Consider the following 17368-nt stretch of genomic DNA (forward strand, 5'->3'; position numbering starts at 1 on the left):
ATGAAAGGATGCAGTGAAAGAAACGGGGCGGATTATACGCGCTCGAGCTCAAAAGTCCCAGACCGGGCGAGGCCGCGGTGCGTGGCCCCCAAAGAGAGAGGGCAGCCCGTGGGCTGCCCTCTCTGGTGCATGGATGACAAGCGCCTGCCTAGCCCAGGCGTTTGAGCAGCTTCTGCGCCTCGCTGCGCTGGTGCTCGCTGCCCTGGGCCACCGCCTCTTCCAGCAGCTCGCGGGCGCTCTCCTTGTCGTCGATCTCGAGGTAAGCCCGGGCCAGATCCAGCTTGGCCCCCACCCCGCCGTCATCGGCATCCACATCAAAGCCGTTGGACTCCGGCAGCACCTCGGGGAAACCGTCCAGCCCCACATCCAGGGAGAAGCCCTGATAGGGTTCCTGTTCCGTGCTGCTGGCATCGGCATCGGCCAGCAGCTTGTCGATTTCAACGAAGTCGCTGTCTTGCACCTGCTCGCGGGGTTTCACCTCCCCCTGATGGGACTCCACCTCGGCGAAGGCATCCTCGAAATCCGCCAGGGCCAGCTCGCTGGGATCCCACTCGGACGCCGCCGGCTTGGTGGGCTCCAGCCCAAGCTCGGCCAGCATGTCGTCCACATCGTCCTTGCCAAACCCCGTCTCGTCGATGTGCGGCGCCTTGGCGGCAAGCTCATCGTCGGTCGGCTCGCCAAACCCGGTCTCTAGATCGCTCAGATCGAAGTTGGCCAGTGTCTCGTCACGCTGGCTGCGGCTCTCCTCCTGGGCCTGGGCCAGATCCGCTTCCAGATCCGCGTCCAGCTCGGCAAACAGGGCGGCCTGCAGCTCCTCCTCGGTCATGATCTCGTCATGACCACGAGCAGAGGAGCTGGGCTCGTCGGAGAGATCGAGTTCCGGCACCACGGGTAGATCGAAGTCACCCTCGTGGGCCAGATCCAGCTCGGGCACCAGATCCGGATCCCGGTTCGCCGTCGTCACCGCAGGCTCCACATCAAAAGCGGAGAGCGCCGTCTCGTCATCCCGGAAGATGACATCGGCGGCAGCACTGGCGCCATCTTGCTTCCTGATCACTTCCGGCTCGTTGAGATCCGGCATGCCATGGAGGGGCTCGTCATCCGCGATGCCCACCGTCATCAACTGATCAAACTCGCTGTTCTCGTCTCCCATGACCATGGAGGTCGACTCGGAGAGGCTCTTCTCCTGCTCTTCCAGCTCGCGGCGGGCACGAGCACGCAGCCAGAGCGTGACCAGGGCAAGCACCAGGAGTACCGGCAGCAGGATGATCATGGCGAGATTGAGCGGCGAAGAGAGCAGCTCCATCAGCCAGCTCTGTTTGGGCACCGGCGCCACCACGGGAGGCGTCGGATTGGCCTTGAGTTCCGCCACCTCTTTTTGCAGGGCGGTCTGATCCTGCAACTGGGCCTTGAGGGTTTCCACCTCTTCGGTCAGGGCTTGCAGGCGCAGCTTGAGCCTGTGGTTCATCTCGGTGACCTGGCCGAGCTGGGCGTTGGCATCTTCCAGAGCCAGCGCCATCTCGGTGGAAGGTTTGCCCACCGCAGTGGCGGGCAGGGGCGCCGGCGCCGTGCTGTCGGCGCTGCTCGCAGCACCGCTCACCACCACGGGAGTGGAGACGACCGCTTTGGTGGTCTCCTTCACCTCGGGGGCAGGAGCCGTCGCCTTGGGTGCCGCCGGGATCGGCGCCGCCTTGGGCGGTGTATTCTTGGCCACTACAGCCGGCTTGGCCGGAGCAGGCTTGCTCACCACCGGCTGGGCGACGTGGGATTGCTTGTTGGCCAGGTATTTGGGGCTCAGCCCCTTCCAGCTCGCGTTGTCGCTGTTGAAGCGACGGCGTGCTTCGGCATCCGTGATGCGCCCCGCCTCTGCGGCGGTGGGCAGCAGGATGTGGGAACCCACCAGAATATGGTTGATGTTGCCGTCTGCGAAGCTTCGGGGGTTCTTGTCATAGATGGCCACCATGGTCTGGTAGACACTTACCCGGTTGGACGGGCGATGCTTGCTCGCCAGACTCCAGAGGGTATCGGTGGGACGCACGGGACCATAACTGCCAGCCGACGCAGCAGGCACCTGACGCACGATGGGCTGGGCTCTGGGCAGGGTGACGGGCGCCACGGGCTGGGCCCGGGGCTCTGGTTGCACCGCGGGGGGCGGTGAGCCATCCGGTCCCTTGAGTTCGACAAAGAAGGGTTCTCGCGCCCCCTCTTCGGCCTGAACCGTGCCCAGAAGCCCCAATGCGAGTAGCGTTGCCAGCGTTATGCGGGAATGTCCCATATTCGTTCCTTCGTATGACGGCCCTATCACATTGAAAAATCTGGATAGTTACCCCAAAACAATCGGCTCAATATAAATCAGGCGCCGGTCTCAAGCCAGCGATCCGACATATTTCGCGCCCGGCGGCGACCAGAAAGCAGCCCCAGACGCGAACCAGAGTGTAGAAAAAAACCTAGTCCACTGATATCACACGGTATTCCAAAAACCGGAGAGTGGGTTCCCGGTCACATCCCGGGGCCAGGGCGCCCACATCAAGGCGGGGTTCCCTCCCCGCCCGGGGCCGACATCCGGCCTCAGAGGTAGTCGCGTACCAGCAGTTCTGCAATCTGCACGCTGTTGGTCGCCGCGCCCTTACGAACGTTATCGGCCACGATCCACATATTGATACCACTCGGATGAGAAATATCCTGGCGCACCCGCCCGACCATCACATCATCCTGGCCGGTGGCATCGCGTACCGGGGTCGGGTAGTCCCCTTCATCATCAAACAGGGTCACCCCCGGGGCATTGCGCAGCAGCTCTTTCACCTGTTCGGCGTCCAGCGGCTGGTGCAGCTCCACATGGACCGCCTCGGCGTGACCGTAGAAGATCGGTACCCGCACGCAGGTGGGGTTCACGGCGATGCTGGCATCCCCCAGGATTTTCTGGGTCTCCCACACCATCTTCATCTCTTCCCGGGTGTAGCCGTTGTCGGTGAAGTCATCGATCTGCGGGATCAGGTTGAAGGCGATCTGCTGCGGATAGAGGGTCGGCTCCACCGGACGGCCGTTGAGCAGGTGGGCGGTCTGGCCCGCCAGCTCGCTCACCCCTTCCTTGCCGGAACCGGAGACGGACTGGTAGGTCGCCACGTTGATGCGACTGATGCCTACCTCGTCGTGCAGGGGCTTGAGCGCCACCAGCATCTGGATGGTGGAGCAGTTGGGGTTGGCGATGATGTTGCGGTTGCGAAAATCGGCCAGCGCGTCCGGGTTCACTTCCGGAATGACCAGGGGAATGTCCTCGTCGTAGCGGAAGCAGGAGGTGTTGTCGATGACGATGCAGCCGTGCTCGGCGGCGATGGGCGCCCATTTGGCCGAGACCTCGGCACCGGCGGAGAAGAGTGCGATCTCCACCTGGCTCCAGTCAAAGGCCTCCACGTCAAGGATGTCGACGTTCTTGCCGCCAAAACGCACCGTGTCCCCAGCGCTGCGACTGGAGGCGAGCGGATAGAGGGTCGCTACCGGGAAGGCGCGCTCCTCCAGGATCTCGATCATGGCCTGACCCACGGCGCCGCTGGCACCCAATACCGCTACGTTGAATTGCTGACTCACTGATCTGTTCTCCTATGATGCGGCCCGTCGGGGCCGGGCATGAGGGCCCCGGCTGGCACGCGTATCGGTTTGATGACAGGCCCGCCTGATGCCGGGCCGGGGGTGGCGCCGCCTGGGCAAGCCCCTCCCCTTGTTGAAATCGGGTTTATTGCCCCGAGACGGCAAAGCCCAGTCGAGCCAATCTGTCGTCGGCGAAGGGCCCTTTCAGTTGCAGGGCGCCAAGTTCGCGCCGCTCGGGGTAGCGCTTGCGCTGCTCATCGAAGCTGCCGGGCAGCCCGATCCGGTTGCGAAAACGGGCGTCGTCACGGCGCACGTCATAAACAAGGTGGACAAGCTGCTTGATGAGCGCCTGATCCGCCGGCTGCCCCGGCGTCAGCTCGCGCACCTCTGGGGCAGGCAGCAGGGATTGCAGATCCTGGCGCGGGGTGCGCCCCAGTTGCCGGCACAGCGCCTCATAGAGCATCCAGGTGCCACGGGCCTTGCCTTCCAGGCTGTAACCGGCGATGTGCGGGGTGGCCAGCTCGGTATGGGGCACCAGTTCATTGAGGGGCTCGGGCTCTCCTTCCCACACGTCCATCACCAGTCGCAGGGGATGGGGTCCCTGCTGGCGGACAAGCAGGGCACGGTTGTCCCACACCTCGCCGCGGGAGGCGTTGATGAGGATCTGCCCGGCCGGACGCTCGGCGATCTCCTCGGCTCCCAGCAGGTGGAAGGTGGCCTCATCCCCTTCACGAAGATAGGGGACATGGAAGCTGACGATGTCGGCATCCAGGGCAGTGCGGTAATCCACGAAGTCGCCAGCGGCGCCGCTACGGGCCAGGGGCGGGTCGCAGCGCAGCACCTTCATCCCGAGCGCCTCGGCCTTGCCGGCCACGCTCTCGCCGGTGTTGCCGGCACCGATGACGGCGAGGCTCATCTCGCTCAAGGTCAGCTCATGGCGTTCCGCCAGAACCAGCAGGGCGGAGAGCACGTAGTCCCCCACCGACACCTTGTTGCAGCCGGGGGCGCTGAAGAAGGGGATGCCCCGCGCCGCCAGCAGCCCCTGATCGATGTGATCCGTGCCGATGGTGGCCGTGCCGACAAACCCCAGCCTGGGGCAACTTGCCAGGAGCGCTTCGTTGACCCGGGTCACGGAGCGCACCAGCAGCACATCCACCTCTTGCAGATCCGCGGCCTTTATTTCTCGTCCCGGCAGGGGAACCACTTCACCAAATTCCGCAAACAGCTCCACCGCATGGGGCATATTTTCATCAACGACGATCTTCATCGGCACGCATCTCGTCCACAAGGGCCACAGGCGCGCCATTCTAGCCCAAACGCGACGGATTTTCAGAGGCTTGTTGGCAGACCGCTCTGCGGCCATCTTTCCGCCTCCCGGCCTCAGGTGCGGGCACGATGCCCGGCAGCATCATATGTAACAGCCTGTTGCCCTCGCCCCCTTCGCCTTGACCAGAGCAACCTGACTGGCACAATGACGCCTCTTTTTAGCCGCTCGCGCCACCGAACCGGACCCCTTGATGCCGACTCACTCCTCTTCGTTGCCACGCCGCAAGGTGCTTCATTTCAATGCCCTCCTGCTCCTCCCCCTGCTGCTGCTCGTCTGCCTGCCCTGGCAGCCGTTCATGACCCAGGCCCTGCAATCGGGCTGGCTATGGTGGCCCTACGCCCTCACCCGCATGGTGGACTTGCCGGGGCTGGTCTTCACCATCGCCGCCCTGCTGCTGCTCACAAGACACAAGCTGACGCTGGACGGTCGCGCCCTGCTGGCGCTGGCTGGCGCCCTCTTTGCCGTGCTGGCGAGCGACTGGGTCATCAAGAGCCTCATCAAGCTGCTGACCGAGGAGCCCAGGCCCTACCTCATCTGGCTGGAGAGCCAGGAGCTGATCCCCGCCATCCGCCAGTTCTATGGGGGAAGCCAGGCCCTTCGCAGTGAACAGGTCCACGCCGCGACCCAGTTGCTGGCGCTGCCCGCCTGGCTCGGTCAGCACTGGCAGGCAGAGGTCAACTACGCCTTTCCCTCCGGTCACAGCATCGCCGCCATGAGCCTCGCCCAGTTCTTCGGCCTGATCTGGCTGGCCCGGGCACCCGCCGGGGCCTGGCTGCTGCCGCTCTGGGCCATCGGGATCGGCCTCTCGCGCACCCTTATCGGCATGCACTGGCCCCTGGATGTGCTGGCAAGCGCCCTGCTTGGCAGCCTCACCGCCCTCCTGGCCGCCCGCTGGTGGTTGCGCCACTACTGACGTCCAATAAAAAACGGGCACCTGGGTGCCCGTTTTTATCGCTTGTACGCTACTCACCCCTTCTGCTGCCAGCCCTCGGGATACTTGTAGCCGACGAAGCGCTTGGCGGCATAAGCCTTGAATTCAGGGGAGTTGTAGGCCGCCGCCACATCCTTGGCGAACGGCTTGCCCGCATCGGCGCTCTTGACCACCACCCAGTTGATGAAGTCATAGCTGCGCTCGAGGAAGAGGCCGGAGCTGAACGGGATCCCGCTTGAGGCGGCAAAGTTGCCGTTGATGACGGAGAAGTCCACATCCTCACGGGAGCGCGGCAGCTGCGCCGCTTCCAGCAGCACCAGCTTGAGGTTGTGGGGGTTCTTCACCACGTCGAACTCGCTCGCCTTGAGGGGATTGATCCCCTCCTTGAGGCTCAGCCAGCCCAGATCCTGCAACATCAGCAGTGCTCGGGCCTGGTTGGTGGGATCGTTCGGGATGGCGACCGTGCTTCCCTCTTTCACCGCCTTCAGATCCCCCAGCTTGCCGGCGTAGAGCCCCATGGGACCGGTCGGCACCTGGGTGATGGGCGCCAGAGAGAGACCCCGGTCTTTGGCGAAGCTCTCCAGATAGGGCTTGTGCTGGAAGCAGTTGACGTCAAGCGACCCGTCCGCCAGGGCGATATTGGGGGTCACGTAATCGGTGAACTCCACCAGTTTGACCTTGTAGCCCTTGGCTTCGAGCTGCGGCTTGATGGCGTCGGTGACCATGTCGGCAAAGTCGCCAACCGTGGTGCCGATGACGATCTCTTTCTTCGCCTCATCGATGGCAAAGGCGGACAGAGGCAGGCTGCTGGCGAGCAACGCCAGGGCGGAAAGGGTGAAGAAGGAACGACGTTGCATAAAAACTCCCTGTCAACATGATCATCAAAACGGTGAGCGGTCGGGGGCGCAAACATGCAGTCAGCGCACAACCATCTAGCCATCCAAACGGCTAACTGAGCACACCATAACAGAGCTCGTAGCCTTCGCCAAGCAACAAAACCGGGCAAGCTTGGCCAGCACGAAGCAAAGCGCATCCCACAACTGGATGAAAAATCTTTGACAGAGCGCGCAGTTATGCGCCTTGCCCTCTCCCTGCCTGGCGTCAAACTGGCTTATTGTGGTCATTCGATACCCATTTACACAAGTTCCAATGAGGGCCTGATGGGCTGATCTACACCCAGGCAACACAAGGAGTCACCGTGTTCGATCATGTAGAAATCAAGGTGGTGCGTTTTGACTCCTGTCAGCACTTCTACGCCACCGTGCTGGCTCCTCTTTTGATAGAACTCAAATGGTCTGATGAGGCGGCGGCCGGTTTTGGCCTGATGGGCCGCGATCACGTGGGCTTTCTGATTGAGCGGGGGCAGCAGGGCTGCTTCCTGCCATCTCGCATTCAGGGCCGACGACACGACACAGGTGGATGCGTTCCATCACGCGGGGATCAAGGCAGGCTTTGCCTGCAATGGGTTGCCGGGACTGCGTCCCCACTATGCCCCCAATTACTACGCCGCCTTCCTGCGCGATCCCGATGGCAGCAACATCGAGGCGATGACCTACATTGAGTCCTCACACGCCGCAAACACATCGCAGCACTGTGCCACCCAGCAAAAGGCCCTGCATTCGGTGAATCCAGGGCCTGAGAAGTACACGTAATGAGTCGGGTTGGATTATTTGACCGCCTTGCTGGCGTTCTCCAAGGCCTGCTTCTCGGCGGCGTTCATGATGGACGCCTGGCGGTTTTGCTCGGCCTGGTAGCAGGCGTCCTTGCTGATCCCTTGCGCCTGGCATTCCGCCATGCGTTGTGCCGGGCTGGCGCAACCGGCCAAAAGGCCAGCCAGGGAGACGAACAGGATTATCTTCTTCATGGTACTTCTCATCGTTAATGGAAAATCGTCCAACTACGCAGTAGCGGGTTGATGCGTCGCCCCTTGTCATGCACACCACAACTGAGAAAACGGGCTCCATGACGCGCATCCTAGTGCCCGCCACGCCGTCGGTCAGCTCACAATTTGTATCAAGATGTACGCGAGAATGGCTCCCAGGATGGCGCTGTATCTCATCCGCAACGGAGAAAGGAGACAAAAAATGCAGAAACACCATCACCCAGGCCTGCTGGTGGTCGATATTCAGGGCAAGCTGGCCCGCCTGGTCGAGGAGAGCGACGCCCTGATTGCCAATACCGCCAGGCTGGTGCAAGGGGCCAGGGTGCTGGGGCTGCCGGTTGTCTGGCTGGAGCAGAACCCGGACAAGCTCGGTGCCACCGTGCCCGAATTGCAGTCGCTGCAGGCAGGCGATCTTGTGCTGCCCAAATACAGCTTCGGCGCCCTGGGGGAGCCCACTGTGGCGACCGCGCTGGCCGAGAGTGGGGTAGAGCATTGGCTGGTATGTGGCATCGAGACCCATATCTGCGTCTACCAGAGCGTGCTGGGGCTTCTGGCCAGGGGCGCCCGGGTCTCGCTGGTGGTGGATGCGGTGTCGTCTCGCTGCGCCGCCAACCGGGATCTCGCCATCGGCCAGCTTGCGGCCAGGGGAGCTGCGCTGACGTCGGTGGAGATGTGCCTCTATGAGCTGATGGGGGACTGCCGCCATCCGGCATTTCGCCAGATCCTCTCCCTAGTGAAATGACCGCCATGATGGACAACATGGCGCCCTTTCTGTTCGCCCTCATCGCCTTCGGGACGGCATTCATGGTGACTGTGACTGTGACGGGGATGGCCGCCACCCGTCACTATCTTGCCTGGCTCTGGCTGGGGATCATGCTCTTCTTCGGGCTGTGGTGGACGCTGCTGGATATGCCGCCGCTCCTCGCCGAACCACCCCCTCTCTGACCATGCCGCCCGGGCGGCTCAGCTCCCCAGACGCTCCTGCAGATAGTCGTATCCTCCCTCCTCCCTTGGCACGAAGCTCAGCCTGTGGGTCAGACCGGGGGGCGCATCATCGGCATGATGGGAAACGAACAGCAGCTGGGTTCCCTCGCCCACGAGGCGCGCCACCATCTCCCGCACCAGGTGACGGTTGAGGGGATCCAGTCCCTGCTGGGGTTCGTCCAGGATGAGCAGCGGCGGATGTTTGACCAGGGCACGGGCGATCAGCACCAGTCGCTGCTGACCGAAAGAGAGAGTGTGGAAAGGCTGCGCCCCCTGATCGGCCAGCCCCAGCAGGGCCAGCCACTGGTTGGCCAGCGCCAGCTGACGATCTCCCGGCCGGGTATAAAGCCCGATGGAGTCGTAGAAACCGGAGAGGATCACTGTCTGCACCGGGCAGCTGACACGATAGTCCAGATGCAGCGCCGGGCTCACGAGCCCGATGTGGCGCTTGATCTCCCAGATGCTCTCGCCGCTGCCCCGCCGCCGTCCGAACAGATGGAGCTCATTGTTGTAACCTTGCGGGTGATCTCCGGTGATGAGGGAGAGCAGGGTCGACTTGCCAGCGCCGTTTGGTCCCACCAGTTGCCAGTGCTCCCCCTCGTCAATGGTCCAGTCGAGCCCGTCGATGATCACCTGATCCCCGTAAGCGATACGCATGGCTTTCATGACGACCCGAGGGCCGGGAGGCAAGGGCTCGGGTGTCGTCAGCGGTGGCGGCAAACGGGGGGACGTGGTTTCGGCCCGCGCCAGCTGGGCCACCTCCTGGCTGCCGAGCACCGCCTCGCGCTCCCCCGCCAGCAGCAGACGACACTCGCCGAGCAGGCCGAGGTGAGTGGCAAAGGGGGGGATCTCGTCAAAACGGTTGACGATCACCACCAGGCGCAGCCCCTCTGACACCAGGTCAGCCAGCAACATCATCAAAGAAGCCCTGGCCCCCTGATCCAGGCCATCGAAGGGTTCGTCCAGCACCAGCAGCTCAGGTCGCCCCAGCAGGGCGCGAGCCAGCAGCAGCTTGCGCCCCTCCCCGCTCGAGAGGTAGCGATAGGGGCGCTCCCACAGGGATTCAATGCCAAAGCGGGCCAGCAGCGCGCGGGCCTCATGCTCCTCACCCCCCGCCTCCAGCATCAGGGTCGATACCCGATACCCCGCCTCCTCCTCTTCCCCCAGCATGTCGGTATTGCGCCGCTGCCAGTCCAGCTCCCCCAGCTGTTGCTGCGACTCGAACGAGAGTCGCTCGGCCCGAACTCGACCGGATACCGCTCCGGCACGCACGGCCAGCTCGCCGCACAGGGCCGACGCCAGCGCCGTCTTGCCGCTGCCGTTGCTGCCGACGAAGGCCCAGCAGGCCTGCGGAGTGAGACAGAGTTCGGGAATAACCAGGGTGTGGTGGCCACGCAGGGCCAGGGTGGCGGATTGCCACTGCAATGAGGTCATGGGATCGTCCTGTGATGGGTGCGGAGCGCCTTGCTCATTCCCCTTGTAACAGAAAAAGGGGGGCGCAGACAAAAACGGCGCCATTGCGGCGCCGTGTCATCAAAAAGCGGGGACGGGTTTAGCCGGCCTTGTGCTGCTCGGCCAGATAGAGCCAGGTGTCGACCACGGTATCCGGGTTGAGCGACACGGAATCGATCCCCTGCTCGACCAGCCAGGCGGCGAAGTCCGGGTGATCGGACGGCCCCTGGCCGCAGATCCCCACGTACTTGCCCGCCTTGCGGGCGGCGGCGATGGCCATGGCCAGCAGTGCCTTGACCGCCTCGTTGCGCTCGTCGAACAGGTGGGCGATGAGCCCGGAGTCCCGATCCAGCCCCAGGGTCAACTGGGTCATGTCATTGGAACCGATGGAGAAGCCGTCGAAGTGCTCGAGGAATTTGTCCGCCAGCAGCGCATTGGAGGGCAGCTCGCACATCATGATGACTTTCAGGCCGCGCTCGCCACGGCGCAAGCCGTTCTCAGCCAGTATCTCCACCACCTGCTCCGCCTCACCCAGAGTACGCACGAAGGGGATCATCACCTCGACGTTGGTCAACCCCATGACATCCCGCACCCGTTTCATCGCCTCGCACTCGAGGGCGAAGCAGGGGCGGAAGCTGTCGGCGATGTAGCGCGACGCGCCACGGAAACCGATCATGGGGTTCTCTTCATGGGGTTCGTAACCACGGCCCCCCACCAGGTTGGCGTACTCATTGGACTTGAAGTCCGACATCCGCACGATGACCCGCTCAGGCCAGAAGGCGGCCGCCAGAGTGGCGATCCCTTCCGTCAGCTTGGCTACGTAGAACTCGCGGGGGCTCTCGTAGCCCGCGATCATCCTGGTGATGGTGGCCTGGAGTTCCGGGGTCTGCTGATCGAACTCCAGCAGCGCCTTGGGGTGGACCCCGATCATGCGGTTGATGATGAACTCGAGGCGGGCCAGGCCCACGCCGGCATTCGGCAACTGGGCAAAATCGAAGGCGCGGTCCGGATTGCCGACGTTCATCATGATCTTGATGGGCAGGCGCGGCATGTTGCCCACCTCGGTCACCGCCACGTCAAAGTCGAGCTCGCCGTCATAGATGAAGCCGGTGTCCCCTTCCGCACAGGAGACGGTGATGAGCTGACCATCCTGGATGTGGTCGGTGGCGTTGCCGCAACCCACCACTGCCGGAATGCCAAGCTCCCGGGCGATGATGGCGGCGTGACAGGTGCGCCCACCCCGGTTGGTGACGATGGCGGAAGCGCGCTTCATGATGGGCTCCCAATCCGGATCCGTCATGTCGGTGACCAGCACATCGCCAGGCTGCACTTCATCCATCTGGCTGATGGAGGAGATGACACGGGCCGGACCCGCGCCAATCTTGTGGCCGATGGCGCGCCCCTCGATCAGCACCTTGCCGGTTTGCTTGAGGGCAAAGCGCTCGAGGGTATTGGCTTCCTGGCGGCTACGCACGGTTTCCGGACGGGCTTGAACGATGTAGAGCTTGCCATCCTGACCATCCTTGGCCCACTCGATGTCCATCGGACGACCGTAATGCTGCTCGATGATGAGGGCCTGCTTTGCCAGGGCCATCACTTCCTCGTCCGTGATGCAGAAGCGGTTGCGCTCGGCATCGGTGGTGTCGACCACCTTCACCTGACGGCCATGACCGGCATCCCCGGAGTAGGTCATCTTGATGAGCTTGGAACCCAGCGTCTTGCGCACCACGGCAGGGCGCCCGGTCTTGAGGGTCGGCTTGTGCACATAGAACTCGTCCGGGTTGACGGCCCCCTGCACCACCATCTCGCCCAAACCCTGGGCGCCGGTGATGAAGACCACGTCGTTGAAGCCGGATTCGGTGTCCAGGGTAAACATGACGCCGGAGGCAGCGAGATCCGAGCGCACCATGCGCTGCACCCCGGCAGAGAGAGCGACCCCCTTGTGGTCATAGCCCTGATGGACCCGGTAGGAGATGGCGCGATCGTTGAACAGAGAGGCAAACACATGCTTGATGGCAGTCATGACGGCATCGATGCCGCGCACGTTGAGGAAGGTCTCCTGCTGACCGGCAAACGACGCATCCGGCATGTCTTCCGCGGTGGCGGAGGAGCGCACGGCAAAGGATGCCTCGAGCCCCGCGCTCAGCTTGTCATAGGCCTCGCGCACCGCCTGCTCCAGAGCGGGCTGGAAGGGTGCTTCCACCACCCAGTCGCGGATCTGCTGACCGGCCCGGTTGAGGGCGGCGATGTCATCCACATCCAGACTGTCGAGCAGGTCATGGATCTTGCCGTTGAGGCCGCTTAACTCCAGAAACTCGTTAAACGCAAAGGCCGTGGTCGCAAACCCGCCCGGTACGGACACGCCGGCCCCCGAGAGGTTGCTGATCATCTCGCCAAGGGATGCATTCTTGCCGCCGACGCGTTCAACGTCCTGCATACCGAGCTGTTCGTACCAGAGTACGTACTGTTGCATTTGCATGTCTCCAGGTTGGGGGGCCAGGGTGACAATTCACCTGCTGTGCCAAGTCGTGTGTTTTTGTTAGTGTCTGTTGCCAACGACCATGAAAACGTTTTCTATTTATTGTCAAAAAAATCCCCGAGCAAGAGTTGGGGATGGTCGTTTGACACAGGCATTCTACAATAGCGACACAAAAAGGTAACGACTCAGGTTTGCAAGCGAGTTCACAACTTGGGCATGGCAGATCTGTTGACAAAAACGATATGGTTTCGAGAGATACTTATTTCTCGCCGCCCTCTGGAGCGCACCACAGGAGTCCGCAGTGCACACCGTATTCTATGTATCCGACGGCACCGCCATCACCGCCGAAGTCTTCGGCCACGCCGTGTTGAGCCAGTTTCCCCTGGCCTTCGAACAGGTCACCATCCCCTTTGTCGAGACCCAGGAGAAAGCGCGCCAGGTACGGGCACGTATTGATGAGCAGTTTCGCCAGACCGGGGTGCGCCCCATCCTGTTTCACACCATCGTCGACCCCATGGTGCGTGAAGAGGTGCTCAAGGCCCAGGCCAGCAGCCACGATTTTCTCAACACCTTCGTAAGCCCTCTCGAACAGGAGCTAGGTATCAAGGCCGAACCCAGGTTGCATCGCACCCATGGCATGGAAAACCGCAAGCTGTACGACGATCGCATCGAAGCGGTCAACTTTGCGCTGGCCAACGACGATGGCATCACCACCAAGGAGTATGACGAGGCAGACATCATCCTCATCGGGGTCTCCCGTTGCGGCAAGACACCGACCAGCCTCTATCTGGCACTGCAATTTGGCATTCGCGCCGCCAACTATCCCTTTATCGAGCAGGACATGGGATCGCTGGAGCTGCCCGCCGCCCTCAAGGCCAATCGCCACAAATTGTTCGGCCTCACCATCATGCCGCAGCGGCTGCACGAGATCCGCAACCAGCGCCGCGCCAACAGCCGCTACTCCTCGCTTGATCAATGCAAACAGGAGCTGGCCAGCGTCGAGAGGCTGTTCCGCCAGGAGGCGATCCGCTTCCTCGATACCAGCTCCCACTCGGTCGAGGAGATCAGCGCCAAGATCCTGGAAGCAACCGGCCTTCGCCGCCAGCTCTGCTAACCTGCAAGGCTGTCACAGCACAACGCACCATGAAATAGATGAGTGGCAAGATAACGAAACAGAGAAACAGGATGAAAAAATGATGCCAGCATCATCGCTGGCATCCCATCACTCGCGGGGCAAGCAGGCTCAGGGCTTGTTGAGCTCCTTGTTGTTCATCAACATGCCGTGAAAATGGATGAGTCCCCTGCCCTTGCGGACTCGCTCGCTCAGCCAGCAGGCTGGCACCAACCCCATCCCGGCAGCAAGGATGAGCACCATGGCGACGTGGTTCACCAGGTAATCCGCTCCCAACCAGCCCCAGACAACAAGGCTGCTCATCGCCATCGTCAGCAACATGGGGGAGAGCCAGATCCCGAGCCAGAGCACGGCCATCACCAGGCCACCGACTATACGCTCCATCATATGAGTCCCTTTTTATCAAAGGGAAACAACGCCATGAAAACCAAACTGAGTCAAGAGATGGAAATCCATTCGAACACAAAACCAGCAATCACTCTCAAAACCCCTTTCCAGATCATGAAAAACCTGCATGGCGCACAAAACAGCAGCCAATGATGAGGAAAACAGGTGCATGGACGGTCGATTATCACTATTCTGCTCGGGTTGGTAGCCGCTACAAAAAACAGCCAGCGGCAAACTGTAACGATATAAATACGGATTTCGTCACGTTTTCGGCACAAGATGCCGCGCCAGGCAGAGGACGTGCTGTGGCTGACGGGACGCGAGCCGAGTGATTTCAGCGACGTAAGGAAGGAAGAATGGATCTTCAACAACACGGCGAGGAGCTTAAGCGCGGTCTGAAAAACCGCCATATCCAGCTCATCGCACTGGGCGGTGCCATCGGTACCGGCCTGTTCCTCGGCATTGCCGACACCATCAAGATGGCGGGCCCTGCGGTGCTGCTGGGTTATGCCATCGGCGGCTTCATCGCCTTCCTCATCATGCGCCAGCTGGGCGAGATGGTGGTGGAAGAGCCGGTTGCCGGCTCATTCAGCCATTTTGCCTACAAGTACTGGGGTGACTTCGCCGGCTTCGCCTCCGGCTGGAACTACTGGGTGCTCTATGTGCTGGTGAGCATGGCCGAGCTGACGGCAGTCGGTATCTATGTCCAGTACTGGTGGCCCGAGATCCCGACCTGGATGTCGGCGGCCTTCTTCTTCGTGCTGATCAACGCCATCAACCTCTCCAACGTCAAGGCGTTCGGCGAGATGGAATTCTGGTTCGCCATCATCAAGGTGGTCGCCATTCTCGGCATGATCGGATTCGGCGGCTGGATGCTGTTCTCCGGCAGCGGCGGCCCCGAGGCCACGGTCAGCAACCTCTGGGCCCAGGGTGGCTTCTTCCCCAACGGCGTCGGCGGGCTGGTGATGGCAATGGCCTTCATCATGTTCTCCTTCGGCGGTCTGGAGCTGGTCGGCATCACGGCAGCGGAAGCGGACAATCCCGAGAAGAGCATCCCCAAGGCCACCAACCAGGTGATCTACCGCATCCTCATCTTCTACATCGGTGCCCTCACCGTACTGCTCTCCCTCTATCCCTGGGGCAAGGTAGTGGAAGGCGGCAGCCCGTTCGTGATGATCTTCCATGCGCTCGACAGCAACCTGGTAGCCAACGTACTTAACCTGGTGGTGCTGACCGCCGCGCTGTCGGTGTACAACAGCTGCGTCTACTGCAACAGCCGCATGCTGTTTGGCCTGGCCAAGCAGGGCAACGGCCCCAAGGCCCTGCTCAAGACCAACAAGAGCGGCGTGCCCCTGACCGCCATCACCATCTCGGCCGCGGCCACCCTGCTGTGTGTGCTCATCAACTACCTGATCCCGGGCAAGGCCTTTGGTCTGCTGATGTCCCTGGTGGTCTCCGCCCTGGTCATCAACTGGGCCATGATCAGCCTGGCGCACCTCAAGTTCCGCAAGGTGAAGGCCGCAGAAGGTGTCACCACCAAGTTCAAGGCACTGTGGAGCCCGTTTGGCAACTACCTCTGCCTCGCCTTCATGGCCGCCATCCTGGTGATCATGTACATGAACGACGGCACCCGCATCTCGGTCGAGCTGATCCCGGCCTGGGTCCTGGTACTCGGTATCGGCTATCTGCTCAAACAGAAGAGCCAACGCAAGCTGGCGACCAACCTGGGCTAGGCATCGAGCCTCCTCCAACAAAAATGCCGGTCAGTGACCGGCATTTTTTTATTCCATTCCCGTTTCACCAGATCCTGTTCGTGGCTCGCTTGTCCTGCCAGCCCCTGCAATGACAAACCCGAGGGGTTGCCTCGGGTTTGAGTGATGGACAAAGGGGCTGTGTTATTCCAGCAGGAAGACGGCTTCAACATTGTCAGTGATGCTGATCTGCTGCTGTTGATAGCTGTTTTCCATCATGTCGGCGGCAGGGGCTGCCGCGGCCTTCATGGCACGGGTATAGACCGGCATGGGGGAACTGTTGCGGTATTCAACGCTATACACTTTGCCAAGCTTCATGCCGAAAGCCTTGGCCAGGGACTCCGCCTTGCTCGTGGCATCAGCGACAGCACCAAGCCGGGCCTGCTCCTTGATGACCTGTGGTGACTTCAGGCCGTACTCTATCTGGGTCACGGACTCCAGACCCGCCTTGAGGGCGGTATCCATCAACTGGCTGAGTTTGTCGAGTTGATAGAGTTTGACAGCCAGTTGGCGCTGGGCACGGTAACCCACCATTTCAGGTTGCTTGTTCTGGGGATACTGATACTCGGGGGAGATCACCAGGTTGCCCGCCTCGACGTCGCTGCGCTTGATGCCCAGGCTCTCCAGCTGGCCAAAGAAGGCAGCTACCTTGGTATCTACCTGCTGTTTGGCCTTGATGCCCTGCTTCTCCAGTGCCGTGACGGCGACATTGAGCGTCAGCATGTCTGGTTCGGCCTTCTGCTCCGCATAGCCACTGACGACCAGATGGGGGGCCTGGGGAACCTCGATGGCAAGCAACGGAGCACTGACAACCAGCGCGGACAGGGTAAGAAGGGGACGCCACATAAAAAAACCTCCATCATTTAGATGGAGATCATTATGCATGTCGTCGATTGGGATTCATATATCGTGTGTCGGCGGGATCTGGTCCAGCACCTGATTGGTCATGTCGATATTGATGCTGATCTCCCCTCCTCCTGAATTGCCATGGCTTGTCATCACGGGAGCAGGCGCCGGGCTGCCAAACAGCGACTCATCCTCAAAGTGGAACGAATCCCACGACAGAACATGACCTTGTGATGGCAGATTCGGCTCGGACGTCGTCACGACGGCCAGCGCTCCCCAGTCAAGCTCCTCACCGTGGCTGAGCAGCCCCTGCAAGGAGGTATCACTCAGGCTCTGCAACGAATACTCCTGCTGCCCCCACTCATGGCCGACCAGCACCATCATGTGGGGCAGGGGGGCATCCTCTGCTGGCGTGAAGCTGATACGAGAAGCGGCAAAGTCCACATTCAGCAACCCCGCCACCTCACCATCTTCGCTCTCCAGCTCCAGACCATTGAGCGTGTCACCTGTCATCGTGGCCTGATAACCAAAGCGGCCGGTGCAGACGATATTGTCCTGCCCGTTCCAGCTGTAGCGAATGCCGTCGATGTCGACCCAGTTGAATGACTGCAT

16 protein-coding genes are annotated in these 17368 nt (G+C 61.7%); 6 read left to right on the forward strand and 10 right to left on the reverse strand.

The features are described 5' to 3' along the window. Nucleotides 1–148: 148 nt before the first annotated feature. The 3 genes from I6L32_RS19615 to I6L32_RS19625 form a co-directional block, all read right to left on the reverse strand. A complete protein-coding gene (locus I6L32_RS19615; RefSeq protein WP_216944387.1) occupies nt 149–2275 on the reverse strand; it encodes a FimV/HubP family polar landmark protein in 2127 nt (708 codons plus the stop codon). A 293-nt stretch (nt 2276–2568) separates the two neighbouring features. Next, the gene (locus tag I6L32_RS19620; protein ID WP_216944388.1) at nt 2569–3585 is read right to left on the reverse strand and encodes an aspartate-semialdehyde dehydrogenase; all 1017 of its coding nucleotides are present in this window, start codon (nt 3583–3585) and stop codon (nt 2569–2571) included. 145 nt (nt 3586–3730) lie between these two features. Next, the gene (locus I6L32_RS19625; RefSeq protein WP_202043521.1) at nt 3731–4852 is read right to left on the reverse strand and encodes a 4-phosphoerythronate dehydrogenase; all 1122 of its coding nucleotides are present in this window, start codon (nt 4850–4852) and stop codon (nt 3731–3733) included. Between the two features lie 250 nt (nt 4853–5102). Between I6L32_RS19625 and I6L32_RS19630 the strand changes: the two genes are divergently transcribed. Beyond that, complete coding sequence (locus tag I6L32_RS19630; RefSeq protein ID WP_029314731.1) at nt 5103–5825, forward strand: phosphatase PAP2 family protein; 723 nt, start codon at nt 5103–5105, stop codon at nt 5823–5825. A gap of 53 nt (nt 5826–5878) precedes the next feature. On the opposite strand, the gene I6L32_RS19635 is transcribed toward I6L32_RS19630, so the two are convergent. After that, a complete protein-coding gene (locus I6L32_RS19635; protein WP_010675145.1) occupies nt 5879–6700 on the reverse strand; it encodes a MetQ/NlpA family ABC transporter substrate-binding protein in 822 nt (273 codons plus the stop codon). Between the two features lie 558 nt (nt 6701–7258). On the opposite strand from I6L32_RS19635, the gene I6L32_RS23200 reads away from it, so the two are divergent. Further along, entirely contained in the window at nt 7259–7495 is a 237-nt protein-coding gene (locus I6L32_RS23200; RefSeq protein WP_234932780.1) for a hypothetical protein, read from the forward strand. 14 nt (nt 7496–7509) lie between these two features. On the opposite strand, the gene I6L32_RS19645 is transcribed toward I6L32_RS23200, so the two are convergent. Next, nucleotides 7510–7707 carry a hypothetical protein gene (locus I6L32_RS19645; RefSeq protein ID WP_010675148.1) on the reverse strand — a complete coding sequence of 66 codons (198 nt, stop codon included), beginning with the start codon at nt 7705–7707 and terminating at the stop codon, nt 7510–7512. A gap of 220 nt (nt 7708–7927) precedes the next feature. On the opposite strand from I6L32_RS19645, the gene I6L32_RS19650 reads away from it, so the two are divergent. Both I6L32_RS19650 and I6L32_RS19655 read left to right on the forward strand, forming a co-directional pair. After that, nucleotides 7928–8467, forward strand: a complete 540-nt coding sequence (locus I6L32_RS19650) for a hydrolase (protein ID WP_119197589.1) — start codon at nt 7928–7930, stop codon at nt 8465–8467. A gap of 17 nt (nt 8468–8484) precedes the next feature. Then, nucleotides 8485–8670, forward strand: coding sequence for a hypothetical protein (locus tag I6L32_RS19655; protein WP_254203857.1), 186 nt, complete (start codon nt 8485–8487; stop codon nt 8668–8670). Nucleotides 8671–8688: 18 nt separating this feature from the next. Here the strand turns inward: I6L32_RS19655 and modF are convergent, their stop codons facing one another. Together modF and ppsA are read right to left on the reverse strand one after the other, a co-directional pair. After that, nucleotides 8689–10143 carry a molybdate ABC transporter ATP-binding protein ModF gene (modF, locus tag I6L32_RS19660; protein WP_216944390.1) on the reverse strand — a complete coding sequence of 485 codons (1455 nt, stop codon included), beginning with the start codon at nt 10141–10143 and terminating at the stop codon, nt 8689–8691. A 118-nt stretch (nt 10144–10261) separates the two neighbouring features. Then, nucleotides 10262–12634: a phosphoenolpyruvate synthase gene (gene ppsA, locus I6L32_RS19665; RefSeq protein WP_216944391.1), complete on the reverse strand. Its 2373-nt coding sequence runs from the start codon at nt 12632–12634 to the stop codon at nt 10262–10264. A 307-nt stretch (nt 12635–12941) separates the two neighbouring features. Here ppsA and I6L32_RS19670 point away from each other — a divergent pair, with 307 nt between their 5' ends. Then, on the forward strand, nt 12942–13754 hold the full coding sequence (locus tag I6L32_RS19670; RefSeq protein WP_202015165.1) for a pyruvate, water dikinase regulatory protein: 813 nt from the start codon (nt 12942–12944) through the stop codon (nt 13752–13754). A 129-nt stretch (nt 13755–13883) separates the two neighbouring features. Here I6L32_RS19670 and I6L32_RS19675 read toward each other — a convergent pair whose 3' ends face one another. Beyond that, nucleotides 13884–14159 (reverse strand): hypothetical protein, encoded by a 276-nt coding sequence (locus I6L32_RS19675; protein ID WP_080770124.1) that lies wholly within the window; start codon nt 14157–14159, stop codon nt 13884–13886. Nucleotides 14160–14515: 356 nt separating this feature from the next. Between I6L32_RS19675 and I6L32_RS19680 the strand changes: the two genes are divergently transcribed. Beyond that, a complete protein-coding gene (locus I6L32_RS19680; RefSeq protein ID WP_010675155.1) occupies nt 14516–15892 on the forward strand; it encodes an amino acid permease in 1377 nt (458 codons plus the stop codon). A 162-nt stretch (nt 15893–16054) separates the two neighbouring features. Here I6L32_RS19680 and I6L32_RS19685 read toward each other — a convergent pair whose 3' ends face one another. Both I6L32_RS19685 and I6L32_RS19690 read right to left on the reverse strand, forming a co-directional pair. After that, nucleotides 16055–16756 carry an SIMPL domain-containing protein gene (locus I6L32_RS19685; protein WP_010675156.1) on the reverse strand — a complete coding sequence of 234 codons (702 nt, stop codon included), beginning with the start codon at nt 16754–16756 and terminating at the stop codon, nt 16055–16057. A 54-nt stretch (nt 16757–16810) separates the two neighbouring features. Beyond that, nucleotides 16811–17368: a hypothetical protein gene (locus I6L32_RS19690; RefSeq protein WP_042879892.1), complete on the reverse strand. Its 558-nt coding sequence runs from the start codon at nt 17366–17368 to the stop codon at nt 16811–16813.

The organism is Aeromonas sp. FDAARGOS 1402 (assembly GCF_019046925.1).
Lineage (GTDB): Bacteria > Pseudomonadota > Gammaproteobacteria > Enterobacterales > Aeromonadaceae > Aeromonas > Aeromonas caviae.

Coding starts and splice junctions, on each gene's coding strand:
- I6L32_RS19615 (WP_216944387.1), bottom strand. CDS start 2,275: ATGGGACATTCCCGCATAACGCTGGCAACGCTACTCGCATTGGGGCTT.
- I6L32_RS19625 (WP_202043521.1), bottom strand. CDS start 4,852: ATGAAGATCGTCGTTGATGAAAATATGCCCCATGCGGTGGAGCTGTTT.
- I6L32_RS19630 (WP_029314731.1), top strand. CDS start 5,103: ATGCCGACTCACTCCTCTTCGTTGCCACGCCGCAAGGTGCTTCATTTC.
- I6L32_RS19635 (WP_010675145.1), bottom strand. CDS start 6,700: ATGCAACGTCGTTCCTTCTTCACCCTTTCCGCCCTGGCGTTGCTCGCC.
- I6L32_RS19645 (WP_010675148.1), bottom strand. CDS start 7,707: ATGAAGAAGATAATCCTGTTCGTCTCCCTGGCTGGCCTTTTGGCCGGT.
- I6L32_RS19650 (WP_119197589.1), top strand. CDS start 7,928: ATGCAGAAACACCATCACCCAGGCCTGCTGGTGGTCGATATTCAGGGC.
- I6L32_RS19655 (WP_254203857.1), top strand. CDS start 8,485: ATGGCGCCCTTTCTGTTCGCCCTCATCGCCTTCGGGACGGCATTCATG.
- modF (WP_216944390.1), bottom strand. CDS start 10,143: ATGACCTCATTGCAGTGGCAATCCGCCACCCTGGCCCTGCGTGGCCAC.
- ppsA (WP_216944391.1), bottom strand. CDS start 12,634: ATGCAACAGTACGTACTCTGGTACGAACAGCTCGGTATGCAGGACGTT.
- I6L32_RS19675 (WP_080770124.1), bottom strand. CDS start 14,159: ATGATGGAGCGTATAGTCGGTGGCCTGGTGATGGCCGTGCTCTGGCTC.
- I6L32_RS19680 (WP_010675155.1), top strand. CDS start 14,516: ATGGATCTTCAACAACACGGCGAGGAGCTTAAGCGCGGTCTGAAAAAC.
- I6L32_RS19685 (WP_010675156.1), bottom strand. CDS start 16,756: ATGTGGCGTCCCCTTCTTACCCTGTCCGCGCTGGTTGTCAGTGCTCCG.
- I6L32_RS19690 (WP_042879892.1), bottom strand. CDS start 17,368: ATGCAGTCATTCAACTGGGTCGACATCGACGGCATTCGCTACAGCTGG.